General features: G+C 70.7%; 16 protein-coding genes and 3 tRNA genes. 12 read left to right on the top strand and 7 right to left on the bottom strand.

All coding sequences use genetic code 11. The features are described from left to right. The first annotated feature begins 85 nt into the window (after nucleotides 1–85). The 10 genes from AC1DV7_RS00780 (at nucleotide 86) to AC1DV7_RS00735 (ending at nucleotide 7,105) form a co-directional block, all read left to right on the top strand. Nucleotides 86–700 carry a hypothetical protein gene (locus AC1DV7_RS00780; RefSeq protein ID WP_477593595.1) on the top strand — a complete coding sequence of 205 codons (615 nt, stop codon included), beginning with the start codon at nucleotides 86–88 and terminating at the stop codon, nucleotides 698–700. Beyond that, nucleotides 697–1,572, top strand: a complete 876-nt coding sequence (locus AC1DV7_RS00775) for a hypothetical protein (protein ID WP_477593593.1) — start codon at nucleotides 697–699, stop codon at nucleotides 1,570–1,572. Before AC1DV7_RS00780 ends, AC1DV7_RS00775 begins: the two co-directional genes overlap by 4 nt. A 46-nt stretch (nucleotides 1,573–1,618) precedes the next feature. Beyond that, nucleotides 1,619–2,680, top strand: coding sequence for a pirin family protein (locus tag AC1DV7_RS00770; protein WP_477593591.1), 1,062 nt, complete (start codon nucleotides 1,619–1,621; stop codon nucleotides 2,678–2,680). A gap of 47 nt (nucleotides 2,681–2,727) precedes the next feature. Further along, nucleotides 2,728–2,991 (top strand): hypothetical protein, encoded by a 264-nt coding sequence (locus AC1DV7_RS00765; RefSeq protein ID WP_477593589.1) that lies wholly within the window; start codon nucleotides 2,728–2,730, stop codon nucleotides 2,989–2,991. Continuing rightward, on the top strand, nucleotides 2,988–3,833 hold the full coding sequence (locus AC1DV7_RS00760) for an oxidoreductase (RefSeq protein ID WP_477593587.1): 846 nt from the start codon (nucleotides 2,988–2,990) through the stop codon (nucleotides 3,831–3,833). The genes AC1DV7_RS00765 and AC1DV7_RS00760 overlap by 4 nt, the downstream gene beginning before the upstream one ends. A gap of 73 nt (nucleotides 3,834–3,906) precedes the next feature. Next, the gene (locus AC1DV7_RS00755) at nucleotides 3,907–5,349 is read left to right on the top strand and encodes a GuaB1 family IMP dehydrogenase-related protein (protein ID WP_477593585.1); all 1,443 of its coding nucleotides are present in this window, start codon (nucleotides 3,907–3,909) and stop codon (nucleotides 5,347–5,349) included. A 15-nt stretch (nucleotides 5,350–5,364) separates the two neighbouring features. Next, nucleotides 5,365–6,423, top strand: coding sequence for a PHP domain-containing protein (locus AC1DV7_RS00750; protein WP_477593583.1), 1,059 nt, complete (start codon nucleotides 5,365–5,367; stop codon nucleotides 6,421–6,423). Continuing rightward, nucleotides 6,420–6,791 carry a GntR family transcriptional regulator gene (locus tag AC1DV7_RS00745; RefSeq protein WP_477593581.1) on the top strand — a complete coding sequence of 124 codons (372 nt, stop codon included), beginning with the start codon at nucleotides 6,420–6,422 and terminating at the stop codon, nucleotides 6,789–6,791. The genes AC1DV7_RS00750 and AC1DV7_RS00745 overlap by 4 nt, the downstream gene beginning before the upstream one ends. A 135-nt stretch (nucleotides 6,792–6,926) precedes the next feature. Continuing rightward, nucleotides 6,927–6,999, top strand: a tRNA-Glu gene (locus tag AC1DV7_RS00740). A gap of 29 nt (nucleotides 7,000–7,028) precedes the next feature. After that, nucleotides 7,029–7,105: transfer RNA gene (locus AC1DV7_RS00735), tRNA-Asp, on the top strand. Between the two features lie 61 nt (nucleotides 7,106–7,166). On the opposite strand, the gene AC1DV7_RS00730 is transcribed toward AC1DV7_RS00735, so the two are convergent. The 3 genes from AC1DV7_RS00730 to AC1DV7_RS00720 all read right to left on the bottom strand — a co-directional run bounded on the left by AC1DV7_RS00730 (nucleotide 7,167) and on the right by AC1DV7_RS00720 (nucleotide 12,411). Continuing rightward, entirely contained in the window at nucleotides 7,167–9,065 is a 1,899-nt protein-coding gene (locus AC1DV7_RS00730; protein WP_477593579.1) for a hypothetical protein, read from the bottom strand. Nucleotides 9,066–9,211: 146 nt separating this feature from the next. Further along, nucleotides 9,212–11,353, bottom strand: coding sequence for an MMPL family transporter (locus AC1DV7_RS00725; protein WP_477593577.1), 2,142 nt, complete (start codon nucleotides 11,351–11,353; stop codon nucleotides 9,212–9,214). Nucleotides 11,354–11,484: 131 nt separating this feature from the next. Next, nucleotides 11,485–12,411, bottom strand: coding sequence for an NADP-dependent oxidoreductase (locus tag AC1DV7_RS00720; RefSeq protein WP_477593576.1), 927 nt, complete (start codon nucleotides 12,409–12,411; stop codon nucleotides 11,485–11,487). A gap of 169 nt (nucleotides 12,412–12,580) precedes the next feature. Here AC1DV7_RS00720 and AC1DV7_RS00715 point away from each other — a divergent pair. Further along, nucleotides 12,581–12,654, top strand: a tRNA-Phe gene (locus AC1DV7_RS00715). Between the two features lie 131 nt (nucleotides 12,655–12,785). On the opposite strand, the gene AC1DV7_RS00710 is transcribed toward AC1DV7_RS00715, so the two are convergent. Beyond that, on the bottom strand, nucleotides 12,786–13,073 hold the full coding sequence (locus AC1DV7_RS00710; protein ID WP_477593574.1) for a winged helix-turn-helix transcriptional regulator: 288 nt from the start codon (nucleotides 13,071–13,073) through the stop codon (nucleotides 12,786–12,788). A 198-nt stretch (nucleotides 13,074–13,271) separates the two neighbouring features. On the opposite strand from AC1DV7_RS00710, the gene AC1DV7_RS00705 reads away from it, so the two are divergent. Then, nucleotides 13,272–14,126: an SDR family oxidoreductase gene (locus AC1DV7_RS00705; RefSeq protein WP_477593572.1), complete on the top strand. Its 855-nt coding sequence runs from the start codon at nucleotides 13,272–13,274 to the stop codon at nucleotides 14,124–14,126. Between the two features lie 97 nt (nucleotides 14,127–14,223). Here the strand turns inward: AC1DV7_RS00705 and AC1DV7_RS00700 are convergent, their stop codons facing one another. The 3 genes from AC1DV7_RS00700 to AC1DV7_RS00690 form a co-directional block, all read right to left on the bottom strand. Next, nucleotides 14,224–14,700, bottom strand: a complete 477-nt coding sequence (locus tag AC1DV7_RS00700; protein WP_477593570.1) for a hypothetical protein — start codon at nucleotides 14,698–14,700, stop codon at nucleotides 14,224–14,226. A 302-nt stretch (nucleotides 14,701–15,002) separates the two neighbouring features. Then, a complete protein-coding gene (locus tag AC1DV7_RS00695; RefSeq protein WP_477593568.1) occupies nucleotides 15,003–15,773 on the bottom strand; it encodes a response regulator transcription factor in 771 nt (256 codons plus the stop codon). Continuing rightward, entirely contained in the window at nucleotides 15,770–17,542 is a 1,773-nt protein-coding gene (locus AC1DV7_RS00690) for a sensor histidine kinase (RefSeq protein ID WP_477593566.1), read from the bottom strand. The genes AC1DV7_RS00695 and AC1DV7_RS00690 overlap by 4 nt, the downstream gene beginning before the upstream one ends. Nucleotides 17,543–17,691 lie beyond the last annotated feature (149 nt).

The raw sequence follows: 17,691 nt of genomic DNA, 5'->3' as shown, positions 1-17,691 counted from the left end.
GAGGCTTTCGCGTCCGGGTCGCCGCCCTCGTCGAAGGGGGAGCATCGACATGAGGGAACTGCCCCATCCACCATCGGTTCCAGTCGTGGGGGAACACCCAGCGGTCATCGAGCCGGCGCTGCGTGACCTGCCGGAGTTCAGAGCCGAGACCCCGGTCGGCGACGCCGAGCCGGTCAAGGTCCGGCGTACCGAGGACGACTGGGCCCAGCTCGTGGCGTCCGCCCTGGAGGTGGCCAACACCGACGAGCGGTTCCGCGAGCTGGTCGCTGACCGCTCGCACACCGTGATCGGCGTGAGCCGCCTGGACCGCAAGCGACGCAAAGCCCGCGAGCTCGTCCTGCTCGCCTACTGCCACGACGACGGACTCAGCTACGAGACGCGGCTGCGCGAGGAGGACGACGCCCTCCGGGTGCGTTCGGTCCGCGCCACCAGCCACCACCCGGCGCCCTCCGACGCCGAGGTGGAGCAGGCCCTCGCACTGGTGTCCGGCCACCGCCTCGTCCGCGACCGGCTGGACGAGGGATACGACGGGCACGTCCTGTGTGTCAGTGACGTCGAACCCGGCGACGAGCACCACGGGCGGCGTCGCTTCTCCGTGGTGTTCGGACCTGCCGACGAGCGACTGCCACACATCCACGCCGTGGTCGACCTCGGCAGCGAGCGACTGCTGTGGGTCCACACGGAGGGGGCGGAACGATGAGCGAGTCCGGCAGCATCGTGTGGCCGAGCGCCGCCAACCCCGTCTGGCGGTTGAACTACCGCCTGGCCGACAGCCCCGACCAGGAAGGGATCGTGGTGAGCGGCGCGCAGTTCCGCGGTCACCAGGTCTTCTACAAGGCGAGTCTGCCGAGCCTGCGCGTGCAGTACGACGGCCCCTGCGGCCCCTACAAGGACCCGTTGAACTACAACAACGCCCAGACGACCAGCCGTTGCCCGAGCCAGCGGGTGTGCGTGTACTCCTACACCAGCAACGGACAGAGCGCCCTCGCCCTGGAGTCGTACCACCGGATCGGCGCCTACCGGCTGACCCACCGCTGGGTGTTCTGGGAGAGCGGCTGGATCATGCCCCGGCTCTACAGCGCCGGTCTGCAGTGCCACTACGACCACCGTCACCACGCCTACTGGCGCTTCGACTTCGACATCGACGGCGCGGCGAGCGACCTGGCCCTGGAGTACAACACCTACACCGGCAACAACGGATGGGGGCCGGGCTGGCACACCAAGAACACCGAGACCACCCGGCTCAAGAACCCGGCTTTCCAGCGGAGCTGGGCCATCCTGGACACCTCGAGCGGTCGCGGCTACCACATCCTCCCCGGCCCGGACGACGGTCCCGCGGACTCGTTCTCCACCTCGGACCTGTGGGTCATGCGCTACCACGGCGCCGAAGACCTCAACGGGCGCCAGGGCAGCTCGGCGGCTGATGGCCTCGGCGCCTACCTGGACGGCGAGAACACGAACAGCCAGGACGTCGTCCTCTGGTACTGCGGTCACCTCGTCCACCACCACGAGGGCGGGGGCGACGAGTGGCACAAGGTCGGTCCCAACCTGGCGCCGTTCGGGTCCTGGTGACGCGACGGCGACCCCCCGGCTGGAGGACGCAGGGCAGACTGGTTCCGTGAGCAACGTCGAGACCGACCCCCAGGAGACGGTCTGCCCTGCGGGCGGCAACGCCGTCCGCGAGGGACACCCCGACCCACAGACCGCGGGCCGCGACGGACGCCGCCCCCTCGAGAGCGACGGACGCCGCCCCCTCGAGATCCTCGAGCCGCGGGACGTCCCGCTCGGCGGCCCGAGGGCGATGACCGTGCGGCGCACCCTGCCGCAGCGCCAGCGCTCGCTCATCGGCGCCTGGTGCTTCGCCGACCACTACGGACCGGACGACGTCAGCGCGACCGACGGCATGGACGTCCCGCCCCACCCGCACACCGGCCTGCAGACCGTCAGCTGGCTGTTCACCGGCCAGATCGAGCACCGGGACAGCGTCGGCTCGCACGCGATGGTGCGCCCGGGCGAGCTCAACCTCATGACCGGGGGCCGAGGCATCGCCCACTCCGAGGTCTCCTCGCCCGAGACCACCACCCTGCACGGGGCGCAGCTCTGGGTCGCCCTGCCGGACGCCCACCGCGACACCGCCAGGGACTTCCAGCACTACGCGCCGACGCCACGGACCAAGGACGGCGCCACGGTCGCCGTCTTCCTCGGCTCGCTCGCGGGGCAGACGTCACCAGTGCAGACCTTCACCCCGTTGCTCGGCGCCGAGGTCACCCTCGACCCGGGGGCCCGGATCGACCTCGACCTCGACCCGGCATACGAGCACGGGGTCCTCGCTGACATCGGCAGCCTCACCGTCGAGGAGACGGCCCTGTCGCGCGGCTCGCTCGCCTACCTGCCCACCGGGTGCGCCACCCTGACGGTCGCGAACACCGGCGACGAGCCCGCCCGGTGCCTCGTCCTGGGTGGCCCGCCGTTCGAGGAGGACATCCTCATGTGGTGGAACTTCGTCGCGCGCACGCACGACGAGATCGTGGCGGCGCGGGAGGAGTGGATGGCGCACTCCGAGCGGTTCGGAGAGGTCGAGGGGTATGCCGGCGAGGTCCAGCACCTGCCCGCGCCGGTCATGCCCGCGGTGCGGATCAGGCCACGCACCAACCCTTCTCGCCCCACCCGGGACACCTGAGGCCCTCGACAAGAGCTGACCGGCTGCCGGTGCGGCAGACTGACCGCATGAGCCCCGCCCCCCAGCAGCGTCAGAGCATGACCGCGAGCCTGCTGCCCCTCGTCACCGCGGTGTGCGCCCTGGTGCTCGTCCGCCAGGGCTTCGAGCGCTTCGCCCCGGACCTCGCCTGGTGGATCGCCTTCCTCTGCTCGCTCGTCGTGGGCTACGCCGTCTACTGGGGCGTCGAGCGGCTCCTGCGTCGTCGGCAGGGTGGGTCCGCCCCCGGGCGCGGCGGGTCCGACCCGCGCAACGGCCCGTCCGACCAGTCATGACGTCGACCACGGGTCCGGTCCTGGTCACCGGCTGCTCGTCGGGGATCGGGCGCTCGGTGGCCGAGCACCTCGTCCGAGCCGGTCACACCGTCTATGCCACGGCCCGCCGCCCGGAGACGCTGGCCGACCTCGAGGCCTCCGGCGCCCGGGTCCTGGCGCTCGACGTCACTGATGAGGAGAGCATGGCCAGCGCGGTCAAGGTCGTCGAGGACGAGCACGGCCGGGTTGGCGCACTGGTCAACAACGCCGGCTATGGCGAGTACGGCACGGTCGAGGAGACCGACCTCGACCACGTGCGGACGATGTTCGAGACCAACGTGTTCGGCCTGGCACGCATGACGCAGCTCGTGCTGCCGGCCATGCGACAGGCTCGCTCAGGCCGCATCGTCAATATGGGCTCGATGGGCGGCCGCTTCACGTTCCCCGTCGGCGGTTACTACCACGCGACCAAGTACGCCGTGGAGGCCATCAGCGACGCCCTGCGCAACGAGGTCCGGCCGTTCGGCATCCGGGTCAGCCTCATCGAGCCGGGCCTGATCCGCACCGGCTTCGAGCAGGGCGCCCTCACGTCCGGAGCTGCGGCCGGCCACGAGGGTTCGGCGTATGCCGGTCTGCTCGCCGCCAACGCGAGCAACACCTCCGGGGGCTACGCCAATCCGATGATGGCGGCCGGCCCCGAGGCCGTCGCCAAGGCGGTCCTGCGGGCGATCGAGTCCAGGCACCCCCGGTCGCGGTACGTCGTGACCCCGACCGCCCGGGCCCTCATCGCGACCCGCACCCTGGGCGGCGACCGCGTGTGGGACGCGCTGATGCGCCAGCAGTTCCGTCACCCGTCCCCCTGACGGCGGCGCACGCCCCGACGCGAGGGCTGGTCAGGCCCGCGGCGCCGTCACGTGCCCCACCTAGACTCGGTGCGTGCAGTTCCTCAACGGCCTCCTGCCCCAGTTCGACCTGACCTACGACGACGTGTTCATGGTCCCGAGCCGCTCTGACGTGACGAGCCGCCTCGACGTGGACCTGTCGACCCCGGATGGCAGTGGCACGACGGTGCCCCTCGTCGTGGCCAACATGACGGCCATCGCCGGTCGCCGGATGGCCGAGACGGTCGCCCGGCGTGGGGGTCTCGCGGTCATCCCGCAGGACATCCCGGTCGATGTCGTGACGGAGGTGACGCGGTGGGTCAAGGACCGCCACCTGGTCCACGACACCCCGATCACCCTGGCCCCCACCGAGACCGCCGGAGCAGCCCTGGTGCTGCTGCCCAAGCGCGCCCACGGTGCGGCCGTGGTCGTGGACGAGTCCGGGAAGCGGCCGATCGGCATCGTCACGGAGGCCGACCTCACCAACGTCGACCGGTTCACCCAGGTGCAGGAGGTCATGACCCACGACCCGGTGCTGGTCCCGGACGGCACCGACCCCGAGGACGCCTTCACCCTGCTCGCGACGACGCACCACCACGTCGCCCCGGTCGTCGACGACGCCGGCAACCTGGTCGGCATCATCACGCGCGCCGGCGCCCTGCGAGCCCGGCTGTACGTCCCCAACACCGACGCGAGCGGCCAGCTGCGGATCGCCGCTGCGGTGGGCATCAACGGCGACGTCGCAGGCAAGGCTGCGGCCCTCCTCGACGCCGGGGTCGACCTGCTCGTCATGGACACCGCGCACGGCCACCAGGAGAAGATGATCGAGGCCCTCAAGGCCGTCCGCGCGCTCGACCCGCAGGTGCCCGTCGCCGCGGGCAACATCGTGTCCGCGGCGGGCACGCGCGACCTCATCGAGGCCGGCGCCGACATCGTCAAGGTGGGCGTCGGGCCGGGCGCCATGTGCACGACCCGGATGATGACCGCCGTGGGACGCCCGCAGTTCTCGGCGGTCCTCGAGTGCGCCACCGAGGCGCGCAACCACGGCAAGCACGTCTGGGCCGACGGCKGGGTCCGGCACCCGCGCGACGTCGCCCTGGCCCTGGCCGCGGGCGCGTCCAACGTCATGGTCGGGTCGTGGTTCGCGGGCACGCTGGAGTCACCCGGTGACCTGTTCACCGACGAGCACGGCCGCCGCTACAAGGAGTCCTTCGGCATGGCCAGCAGCCGCGCCGTCCGCAACCGCACCGCCAGCGACACGGCCTACGAACGCGCTCGCAAGGCGATGTTCGAGGAGGGCATCTCCAGCGCCCGCATGTTCATCGACCCTGCGCGGCCCAGCGTCGAGGACGTCATCGACCAGATCGTGGCCGGCGTGCGCTCGTCCTTCACCTATGCCGGTGCCCGGACGCTCGCCGAGTTCTCGGACCGCGCCGTCGTCGGTGTCCAGAGCACGGCCGGCTTCGCAGAGGGCCGCCCGCTGCACACGTCCTGGTGATCGGGGGTATGCCGCGTGGTCGCCACCGTCACCCCCCTCACCGCACCTGTCGAGCCTGACGACGCGTTGCGACGCATCGCGTTCCTGCTGGAGCGCGAACGCGCCGGCTCCTACCGCGTCGAGGCGTTCCGCAAGGCGGTCGTCACCGTGCGTGAGACACCGGCCGAGGAGCTGGCTGACCGCCACGCTGCGGGCACCCTGCAGGACCTCAGCGGGATCGGGAAGTCCACCGCGGGCGTCGTCTCCGAAGCCCTGGACGGCGAGCTCCCGGCATACCTGAAGACGTTGCAGGACAAGGCGAAACCGCTCGTGACCGGAGGTGAGGCTCTCTTCGCCGCCCTCAAGGGCGACTGTCACTCGCACTCGAACTGGAGCGACGGCGGCAGCCCCATCGAGGAGATGGTGCTGACCGCGGTCGAGCTGGGCCACGAGTGGCTGGTCCTCACCGACCACTCCCCCCAGCTCCGCGTCGCCAACGGCCTCACCGCCGAGCGGCTCACCAAGCAGCTCGCGATCGTCGAGGCCGTCAACGCCTCGCTCGGCGGCCAGTTCAGGCTGCTCAAGGGGATCGAGGTCGACATCCTCGACGACGGTGGCCTCGACCAGACCGACGCGATGCTCGCCAAGCTCGACCTCGTCACGGCCAGCGTCCACTCGAAGCTCAGGATGAACTCCGCGCCGATGACCAAGCGGATGGTGGCGGCCGTGTCGAACCCGCGGGTCAACGTGCTGGGCCACTGCACCGGTCGTCTCGTCGAGGGCAGCAGGGGCACCCGCGCCCAGTCGGAGTTCGACGCCCGGGCGGTCTTCGAGGCCTGCGCGGAGCACGGCACGGCGGTCGAGATCAACAGCCGGCCCGAGCGCAAGGACCCCCCGGACGAGCTGATCCGCCTCGCCATGGACATCGGCTGCCTGTTCGCCGTCGACTCCGACGCCCACGCGCCGGGACAGCTGGAGATGAAGGCCTACGGGTGCGAGCGCGCCGAGCGGCTGGGCGTCGACTGGGACCGCATCGTCACCACGTGGGACGTCGACCGCCTGCTGGGGTGGGCCAACCCGGGGAGCGACCGTTGAGCATCCCGATCGTGGTCGACCCGGCCTCTCCCGAGCCGCCGTTCGAGCAGGTCCGCGCGCAGCTGGCCGCCCTGATCGCCACCGGAGGCCTCGGCGAGGGAGAGCGGCTGCCGACGGTCCGGGCGCTCGCAGCCGACCTGGGGCTGGCGGTCAACACGGTCGCGCGGGCCTACAAGGAGCTGGAGGCCGAGGGGCTGGTGACGACCCGCAGCCGGGCCGGCACGGTCGTCGCCGCGCACGCCCAGCCCGTCGACGTCGCGCTGCGTCGCAGGGCCGCCGACTACGCCGCCACGGCCGCCCGCGCGGGCCTCAGCGACAGTGCCGCCATCGACCTCGTCCGGGCTGCGTTGCGCGACGCGCGGGCCTGAGGTGAGCAGCCGGCACACGCCCGCGGTGGCCCCCACGGGCCGTTTGGATATCGGGGCACTCACCCCCTATGCTTTCCGAGTCCTCGACGGATCCGAGCGCTGGTGCGCTAGAGGCGAGGATCGGTTGAGAGACCGGTCCCCATCGTCTAGCGGCCTAGGACCCCGCCCTTTCACGGCGGTAGCACGGGTTCGAATCCCGTTGGGGATACTGTTTTGAACGGCCTGAGCACCATCCCAGGCCCCGTAGCGCAGTTGGTTAGCGCGCCGCCCTGTCACGGCGGAGGTCGCGGGTTCGAGTCCCGTCGGGGTCGCCAGACCAGGAGAGGCCCACACGATCGTGTGGGCCTCTCCGGCATTTCCGGTATGCCGTGCCGCTCAGGCCTTGCCCCGCGTGGCCTTGGCGGCCTTGGTTGCCTTGGCGGTCTTGGTCGCCTTCGACGTGCGCTTCGTCGTCGTCGCTGGCTTCGACCCCGCCGGGAGCTCGGCCCGGGCGAGCTCTCCGAGCCGCTCACGCCCCACGCTGCCGAGCTTGGCCCAGCGCCTCATCTCACCGGTCAGCTCCCCCAGCCCCCGGTCGAGCGCTGCCGCCATGCCCTTGCGGACGATGGCCTCAGCGCGCTCGTCGAACTCGAGTCCGGCCTTGGTCGGGTACGGGTAGTGCTCCCGCAGGGCCATCAGGGCACCGCCGAGCGCCAGGTCGAGCAGCTGCTCGTGGTTGATCCACGGCAGCGGCGGCTCGGGCGGTCTGGGCCCCCCGGGCGGGCCGGGCGGGAGCCACGGTCCCCACGGGTCGATGTGGGGCACCAGCTCGAGGTAGATCTCGCGCAGCCACGGCAACACCAGGTGCAGCGTCTGGCACGCCCCGGCCCGCCGACCCAGCACGTCCCGAGCCTGGACCCCGATGTGCCACAGGTCGACGAGGTGGATGTCCTCGAAGCGGTGGGCCGGGTCCATCAGGGTCGCCTCGACCAGGCGGTCGGACCACAGCAGGTCCCACCAGAGCCGGCTGTTCATGCAGGCGATGCGCTCGGCGGGTGCGATCCAGACCCCGACGTTGACGTAGTAGTGACGGATCTTCGCCAGCACGGCCTGGCCGGCCGCCGAGGCGAGGAAGCCGGTGTGCTTGGACGCGTCCTCACCCGCGCGACCGAAGTCGTCGAACCCGCCGCCCTCGAAGATCCCGATCAGGTTCACGTTGACGAAGTGGTGCCAAGTGGAGTCGCAGACGACCCGGCCGACGGCCGCCCGGTGTCCGTCGTAGGCACTGAGCAGCCCGAACCGGTGGGCCACGGTGGGCTGCTTGAGGGAGCCGTGGCTCGACGCCACGTTGCCGGCGGGGACGTGGCCCCACGCGATGATCTCGGGCTCGACACGGCCGGTCCCGTCGGTCGCCGGCGGGTACTCGTCGGAGCCGTCGCGACACGACGTCGTGAGGCTGCTCGGCACCATGCACTCGCCCTCGTGCGGGTGGTCCGGGAAGACGTCGATCCTTCCCAGCGGGCTGCACAGCACGGGGTGCGGGTACCGCGCTTCGCGCAGGATGCCCGCCCACGAGCTGTAGAGCTTGAGGTCGAGCGGCTGCGGGATGTCGTCGCTCTGGTCACTGAACTGCGACCCGGCGTCGTGACCGACGTGGTTGCTGTCGTTGCGCCGCGGTCCAGCCATGCTGACCTCGCCCGCGCCGAAGTCCTCCCAGTGCCGCATGGAGCGCACCCGGTCGATGGCGCTGCCCAGGCCGTGGCCCAGCGAGCCGTGGTCGCCCGTCGCGAACACGCCGCCGCCGCGGTTCATGTGGGCGGTGAGCCGGTCGAGCTCGGAGTCCTTGAGCCGGTCGGTCGGGTACCCGTTGGCGGCGACCGCTCGCGGCCCGTAGTAGGGCTGGTAGCCGTAGTTGGTCTCGATCCCGAACAGCCAGACCTCGTCGTACATGGTCGAGGTGAAGTGGCTGGCGACGTCGAAGCGGAATCCCTTGATGCTACGGGCGATGCCGGGGTTGCCGACCATCACCTGCGCATCTGAGACGTCGGTCCGCAGGTGCGCGACCGTGATCTCGAAGCGCACGTAGCTACGCTGGTCGTTGACCAGCGAGGTCACGAACGCGGACAGGCCGAAGTCGCCGTCACCGAAGTCGAGCCCACCGTCGGTGACGAGCAGAGCCTTGACCGTGCAGGGCCGCCACCATGGCAACAGGACCTCGGGGTGGAACCGATGCGTGTCACGCCGGTGGACGACCAGGTCGACGAGGTCGTCGCGGAGCTCGGGTAGTGGTGCCATGTGTGTGCTTCCCCCCAGTGGTGGGGATCTGGAGTGATCCCGACCTGAAGGAGGGTTGTCACGGTCGTTTGATACCCGACCCGGCCGTTTGAGCGCGTTCGGTTGTGCTCTGCATCGATCAGCCGCTCACGCAGCCTGCCCGCGGGTCAGACCCGGGCGGGCTCGTTCGTGAGGTCCTCGGCCGGGGTCCGGCTCGCGCCGCCGTCCTCGCGCCACAGCCGGCTCGGCCACCACATGACCCTGCGGAGGTCGAGGTTGAGCGCCGTCACGAGCACGGACCTCACCACGAGGGTGTCGAGCAGCACTCCCAGCGCCACGGCGACGCCGATCTCGGCGAACGTCACGACGGGCAGCGTGCCCAGAACCGCGAAGGTGCCGGCGAGCACCAGACCTGCCGAGGTGATGACCCCGCCGGTGGCGCCCAGCCCGATGAGCGCACCGCGACGCGTCCCGTGCTGCTTGGTCTCCTCGTGCACCCGGGTCATCAGGAAGATGTTGTAGTCGATCCCGAGCGCCACCAGGAAGACGAAGACGAACAGCGGGAGTGACGGGTCCGCGCCGGCGAAGCCGAAGCCGTGCCGGAACAGCAGGGCGCTCAGGCCGAGCGCCGCACCGAAGGACAGCACGACGGTGGCGATGAGGACCAGCGGCGCCACGACGGCCCGCAACAGCAGGGCGAGGATGAGGAAGACGACCAGCAGGATCAGCGGGATGATCACCTTGTTCTCGCGGTCGGAGGCGTCCAGGGTGTCCGATCGCACCGCGGTGTTTCCACCCGCGAGCGCCTCGGCGCCCGGCACGGCGTGGACCGCCTCGCGCACGCGTTCGACCGTGGCCGCGGCGGCGTCGCTGTCGGCCGCATCGGCGAGCGTGGCCTGGACGAAGGCCGACCCGCCCTGGGTCATGGGGTCGCTCACGTCCGAGATCCCGTCGACGCCCTGCACCGCGGTCCGGACCGCTGCGGCTGCGTCCGGCTTGGTCACCACGATGACCGGGTTGCCCGCGCCACCCGGGAAGTGCTTGGCCAGCACCTCCTCACCGACGATCGAGTCAGGCTTGCCGTAGAACGTGTCGGCGTTGGACAGGCCGGTGGCATTGAGCTGCAGCAGCCCCAGGGATGCGACGGCCAGGACCACGCTCGTCACGACCCACGTCCGGCGGGGTGCGGCGGCGATCCGGCGACCGACGCGCGCCCAGAAGCTCGTCTCGGTGTGGTCGGCAGACCCGAAGCTCGGGCGGATCGGCCAGAAGACCCAGCGACCGAGGACGACGAGCAGGGCGGGCAGCAGCGTGAGCATGACGAGCAGGGCGACGCCGATGCCGACGGCCGCCACCGGCCCCAGGCCCTTGGTGGAGTTGAGCGACCCGGCGAGCAGGCACAGCATCCCGGCGATGACTGTGGCGCCACTGGCGAAGATGGCCGGCCCCGACCGGTGGAGGGCGAAAGCCATCGCCTCGTGCCGGTCCTCGTGGCGACGCAGCTCCTCGCGGTAGCGGGCGACGAGCAGCAGGGCGTAGTCGGTGCCGGCGCCGAAGACGAGCACCGTGAGGATGCCGGCGCTCTGGGCGTTGACGACCAGCCCGCTGTGCGTGGCGAGCAGGTAGATGACGGCCTGGGCGACGGTCAGGGCGACCACCGCCGAGATGACGGGCAGCAGCCAGAGCACGGGGCTGCGATAGGTCAGCAGCAGGATCACGATGACGACAGCCATGGCCGAGTAGAGCAGCTTGCCGTCGATGCCGTTGAAGGCCTCGGAGGAGTCGGCGGCAGACCCGGCGGGCCCGGTCACGTGTGAGGTCAGGCCCTGCGGCGAGTCGGCCGTGATCCCGCGCAGACCGTCGACGACCGTGCCGAAGGCCTCCCATCCGGCCGAGCCCGCGTCGATCGGGACCACCACCTGGATGGCCTTGCCGTCCTCGGACGGGACCGGCCCCACGACGTCCTTCTTCACCTCGGGGACCGCCGCGAACTTCGCCAGCTGGGTCTGCACGGCAGCCAGGTCGGCCGGGGTGACCCCGCTCGCCCGCTCGTAGACGATGACGGCGGGCGCCTCGTTCTCGGACTGGAATGCCGATGCCGCCTCGATCACCTTGGTCGACTCGGCACCGCCGGGCAGCCACGACGAGGCGTCGTTCTTCTGCGCCCCGGTGAGCGAACCGCTCGGCCCGAACGCCAGACCGGCCACGACCAGCCAGAACGCCACGATGACCCACTTGCTCACCCGACCCGACGGGAGCTTGGCCAACCAGCCGACGCCGGACGTGTCCGGACCCTCCACGGTGCTCATGGCTTTAACGCTAGACAGCGAGGCGCGTGTCGCGCACCGACTTTTGGCTGAGTCAGGGGTGGCCTGGCCCACAACGGGTGGTGAGCCAGGGTCATCCCCGAGTCCCGGCTGGCGCACTCGCTCCAGCGGGCTCAGTCGGTGCTGACCTCGATGGCGATCTTGCCGCGCACGTGACCGGTCTGGCTCAGCTCGAGCGCCTTGGCCGCGTCCGCGAAGGCGAACACCTCGGCCACGGGAACGGTCAGCTTGCCGTCGTCGGCGAGGTCGCCCAGGGCGGTGAGGTCCTCTGCACTCGGACGCACCCACGCCGCGATGCCACCGGCCCCCGCCACCGCTCCGTCGGCAACCGACCCATGTCGGCCACCGTCCTTGAGGACCGCCTGCGTGGTCTGCAGGACTCCGCCGACGAAGTCGGCCACGACGTCCACACCGTCAGGGGCGAGTCCACGGACGCGCTCGGCGAGCCCGTCGCCATACGACACCGGCTCGGCACCCAGCCCGCGCAGGAACTCGTGGTTGCCCTCGGAGGCGGTCCCGATCACGCGGGCGCCGAGCGCCCTGGCGATCTGCACGGCGAAGAGGCCGACGCCGCCGGCGGCGGCGTGCACCAGGACGGTCTCGCCCTCCTTGAGCCCCAACCGAGCAAGCAGCTGGTATGCGGTGAGGCCCGCGAGCGGGAGGCCTGCGGCCTGGTGCCAGTCGAGGGAGCTCGGCTTGCGGGCGACGGTGCGGACGGGCGCGGTGACGAGCTCGGCGAAGGTGCCGCCCTGCACCCAGTCCTTGCGCGCGTAGGCGATCACCTCGTCGCCCACCGCCCACTCGGGGGTGTCGAGACCCACGGCCTCGACGACGCCGGCGACGTCCCAGCCGGGGATGGCGGGGAAGCTCACGACCATGAGCCCGTCGAGGTAGCCCTTGGCGACCTTCCAGTCGACAGGGTTCACGCTGGCGCTGCGCACGCGGATCAGCACCTCACCCGGACCGACCTTGGGGTCGGCCACGTCGGTGAGCTGGAGGGTGTCGGGGTCGCCGTACTCGGCGTAGGTGATTGCCTTCATGCCCGGCGCAACTTCGTTGCACAGGCGGGTATTCCGCGAATGCACCCCAGGCGTGAGCGGGCGTCAGAGAGCAGTCCTGCCATGAGTTATGATGGTCGCGCCGCGACAGGCCTACCTCGGTTGACACTGCAGGTGAGACCCGTCGCGGAGGCATGTGAAGCACCACCCAGGCCAGGTAGCTCAGTTGGTACGAGCGTCCGACTGAAAATCGGAAGGTCGGCGGTTCGACCCCGCCCCTGGCCACCCCACAGAGCCGCAGGTCACAGCGTTTGCTGGGCCTGCGGTTTCTGCACTCCTGAGTACGTTGACAGCAGAAGTTGACCGCAACTCGCCCGGACGCGCGTCATGACAGCCGTTCCTCGGTCGCGGACCGGTCACCCTGTGGCGGCCTCCCCCGCAAGGGTTCGGTCGGAGACGAAAGTCATCAGCTCCAGCAGCAGCCCCGCGAGCTCCTGGCCGTCCTTGGTGAGCGAGTACTCCACGTGGGGCGGCACGACGGGCTTGGCATCCCGGTGCACGTACCCGTCCTCCTCCAGCGACCGGAGGGTCTGGGCCAGCATCTTCTCGGTGACGCCGGTTGCCCTGCGCCGAAGCTCGTTCCAGCGCAGCGGTTCACCATCAGAGAGCGCGGCCAGCAACAGCGGCGCCCATTTGCTCGTCACCCGGGCCAGTGCTTCCCGGGTCGGGCAGTTCCCGGTGAAGACACCCTCACCAAAGGCGGCGGCCAAGCGTACGGACTTCTGACTTACTTCCATACCAGTACCTTACTTCTAAGTGGGTACCAGTCATAAGGAAGGGTTTGCATCAGAGATGGGTTGTCAGCCGATGTCAGCATGAACCCCCTCTCAGGAGATGAACCCATGACCTTCCTCGTGACCGGCGCCGCCGGCAACTTCGGCAGCCTCGCGGTCCGCGCACTGCTCGACCGCGGCGTTGCCCCCGGCGGCATCGTCGCCACCTCCCGCGACACGGAGCGCCTGACCGGGTTCGCCAGGCTCGGAGTGATCACCCGGCGGCTCGACTACGACGACCCGGCCTCGGTGGATGCTGCGCTCGAGGGAGTCGAGCGCCTGTTGCTTGTCTCCTCCAGCGCTGTGGGGGAGCGAGTCCAACAGCACCGCACCACCCTGGAGGCCGCAGCCCGCAAGGGTGTCGAACTGGTCGCCTACACCAGCATCCTGCGGGCGGACTCCACCTCGTTGGCCCTTGCCGGTGAGCACCTCGCGACCGAGCGGATCCTCGCCGAGCTGGGTCTCCCCCACGTGCTGCTGCGCAACGGGTGGTACGTCGAGAACTACACCGCGCAGGTGCCCGCCCACCTCGCGCACGGAATCCTCGGCGCCGCAGGCGCCGGCCGGATCAGCGCGGCTGCGCGCGCCGACTATGCCGAGGCGGCCGCAGTGGCTCTGCTCGCCGACGACGGCGCCGGCAAGGTCCACGAGCTTGCGGGCGACGACTCCTTCACCATGGCCGACTACGCCGCCACGCTGGCTGAGCTGTCTGGCCAGCAGGTCTCGTACACCGACCTGCCGCAGAAGGATTACGTCGCCGCCCTGGTGTCGGCCGGTGTCCCGGCACCGTTCGCAGAGATTCTCGGTGACAGCGATCGCGGGGTCGCGGCGGGCGAGCTCTTCGACGACTCCCACACCCTCAGCAACCTGATCGGGCGGCCTACCACGCCGTTGGCCGAAGCGGTCAAGACTGCGCTGGTCTGACCGGCGCCTGGCCGGCCGACAGGCGAACCGCCCTCGCCGTGTCTTCGGCGAGGGCGGTTCGATCGGACGCCCTGTTGAGGGTCCCCCGGTTCCTGCGTCAGGACGTGTAGCCCTCGGCGGTCAGGCAGCGCGCGGCGATGACGCCCGTCTTGCCGGCTGCACCGCTGATCCGCCAGTACGGACGGATGGTGTGCCAGCCGGCAGGAACGTAGAGCACGACCATGCTGTGGCGGGTCTGCCAGTACTGCGTGTAGTTGGCGAAGTTCTGGGCCCCCGGCGTCTGGATCCCTCCGGCGTCGACGCGGTAGCCGAGCCGGATCTCGGCCAGGCTGCTGACGCCCGCGTCGGCGTTGAAGTTGACCACGACGTAGCGACCGGTGGTGCCGTTGTTGACCCGTACCACCGAGTTGACGGGCTGCCAGCCGGCAGTCGCGGTGTTGCTCCGGGCGTCGAACGCACACGCCTTCTGGTAGTAGGGAATGGCCTGGGCGGGCCCGGCCATGAGCGACGACATGCCGACGCCGGCGACCACGGCAGTGGTTGCGCCGACCAGGGCCTTCTTCGTACGGGACATGGATGACAGGTTTGTGGACATGGTGAACCCTCGTTCGTGCTGGTGAAGCCTGATGTGGTGGTCCCCCGAGGGGGAGTGCGCCGAACCCTGCGCCGGTTCTCAGATGGGTCGGTGTCCGCTGCTCCGGACGGAACCCATCGACGACTTCTGGTGTGTTCCTGAGCTGTTCGTGTCGACGTCCGCGTCGCACTGATGAACAGTGTTGGCGGTCGGACGGGCGTCGCGGATCCGCGTTTGCCCGCGAAGTCCCTAGGTGGAAACACGCACCGCGACTGGCTCCGGGAGACCGGTTCCCGTGTCCGTCAGGGACGGCTGTGGTGCGCCTGCAGGTAGGTCAACACCGCCAGGACACGACGGTTCAGGGTCGTGTCGTGGCCGGCCAGGGGGAGCTTGCCGAAGACGGAGGCGACGTGCGCCTCGACGGTCCGCGGTGACAGGTGCAGCTGTCGGCCGATCCCCGCGTTGGACATGCCCTCCGCCATCAGGCCAAGGACCTCCAGCTCCCGGTCGGTCAGGCTGCTCAGGGCAGACCTCGGGCCGTGGCTGCCCGTGATGAGCTGGGAGACGATGTCCGGGTCGACGGCCGTGCCCCCCTCGGCGACCCGCGCGATGCCCTCGACCAGCGTCGTCACGTCGTTGACCCGGTCCTTCAGCAGGTATCCCAGTCCCGCTGCGCCGTCCTGGAGGAGGCGACGCGCCCACTCCGCCTCGGCATACGTGCTGAGGACCAGCACCCCCACGGTCGGCCAGTCGCGACGGATGGCCTGCGCCGTGACGATCCCCTCGTCGGTGTGGGTCGGCGGCATGCGCACGTCGAGCACGACGACATCCGGGCGGGCCGCCCTGAGCAGCGCCGGCAAGGGCTCCGGGCCGGCCAGCTGACCCACGACCTCGATCCCCGCCGCGGTGAGGAGCCCGGCCAGGCCCTGCCGGAAGAGCGAGGAGTCGTCCACGAGGATCACCTGCAGGCGCCGTCCGCCGGCCGCTGCGCCCGACGAGTCCGCGGCGTCCCCCGGTCCCTGAGGTCCCCGGCCCTCAGGTCCCCGGCCCTCGGGTCCCGGCGGGGCACTCATGACGACTGCCCCACGGTCGCGGGAAACCCGACGCGAAGCCGACTCCCACAGGAGTCGGGATGACCGGCGCACGGGTCGTTGTGGAGGACGACCTCGCCGCCCAGGGCGTTCACCCGGTCACGGAGGCCGGTGAGGCCGCCCTCCGGCGTGAAGTGCGCCCCCCCGTTGCCGTCGTCTGCGACCTCGACTGACAGGTGCGGGCCCTCGGCCACGACCGTCACCGTCACGGTCGTGGCCCCGGCGTACCGCGTGACGTTGGCGAGCGCCTCGGCCACGACGAAGTACACCGCGGACTCGACACCCGGTGCGAGCGGGCGCCCGGCCAGGACGGGATCAAGTCGCAGGGTGACCTGCGCGGAGGCGCTCTGGCACAGGTAGGGCAGCGCTGCGCTGAGCCCACCCTGGCTCAGCGCAGCGGGGTGGATGCCGCGGGCGAGCTGACGAAGCTCGGCCAGGGCGCCGGTGAGTCGGGTCCGTGCATCGCTGACGAGGTCGCGCATCTGCGCCTCGGTCGCGAAGTCGGACTGGGCGAGGGTGGCGACCACCGCGAGGAACTGCTGCTGTGCACCGTCGTGGAGGTCGCGCTCGACCCTTCGCCGCTCCGCCATGCCTGCCTCCACGATCCGCGCTCGTGACGCCCGCAGCTCGGCCATCCTCTGCAGCAGCTCGCTGGTGAGCCGCGTGTTCTCGATCCCGAGTTGGGCTGCCGAGAGCGCCGAGCGGAGCAGGCCAGGATCGCCGAGGGCGTGTGGGTCGTAGCCCACCACCACCAGGGGTGTCTCGTCCGCCGACAGCAGCGTCACGCTCCCCCGCCCGTTGCTGGCCGTCGCCCCTGAACGTGCCTGGGCGTCCAGCGACGAAGACTCTTCATCTGCGGCCGGTTTGACGGTGAGAGACGGGTCGAGCAGTACGTGGCGCAGGGCCGCCTGCAGCTGTGCCAGGTCACCGGTGCCGGCCGCACGCAAGATCTCCGACGTCACGGCCGCGGCCGCGGCGCGTCGTCGGAGCAGGTCCGCGAGGAGACCCACCGGGATGGTCGCCGCACTGAGGTTCCGCGCGACCGCCACCGGGGCCCAGGCCGCGCTCGGGGTGCCGAGGATCCACACGACCTGGTCCAGGGCAGCGGCAGTGGCGCAGATCGCGCCCACGACCGCAAGCGGCATGAGGGACTGCCTCGTGACACCACGCGTGCCGGCCGCACGCATCACGAGCAGGACGCCGGCCCAGAGCAGCAGCAGGGTCGTGCAGCCGTAGGCGCCTCGCAGGAAGACCCAGTCGTGCCACCACGCGTCCAGCGCGAGCACCGGGCGGTCGACGGATGCGTGCAGGGGGTTGGGGAGGGTGCCCCGGGTGAACACGAGCGGCACCCGCATCAGGACGCTCGAGACCACCAGGCACCAGCCGACGACCCGCCCCTGCGTCGTCAGCCTCGGCTCGGGGTACCGCAGCACCAGGGTGACGGCGGCAGCCAGGTAGAGGGGCTCGAGGACGAAGCCGACGATGACCAGTCCCTGAGCGTATGCCGGGTGGTTGAGGTCGCCGGGAATGGTGGCCGCCGCGACCGCGAGACAAGCCCAGCCGTTGATGCGGGGTAGCCCGGCCGCGAACAGCCCGAGCCCCACGACGACGAACGCGATGACGACGAACCAGGCGATGGCCACCAGGGCGACGTCGCCGCGAAGGTGCGGCATGGAACTGGCGATCTTCAGGACGACGATGCCGATCCCCGTGGCTGTGGCGACGCGTGACCTGGTCAGCCTGTTCCGCACTCCGCTCGCCCGCCTTTCCTTCTGCCACACCGTGTTTCCACGTATTCACACTGCGCTTTTCCCGCATCGCCTTCCCGGGGACACACGGATCCCGACCACTCCCCACTCGACCTACGGTGAGCGACGAGGGTCCTGGAGCGACGCAGCAG

It is taken from the genome of Pedococcus sp. P2_E4 (genome assembly GCF_056403935.1).
This window is presented reverse-complemented; position numbering and strand designations above follow the sequence as displayed.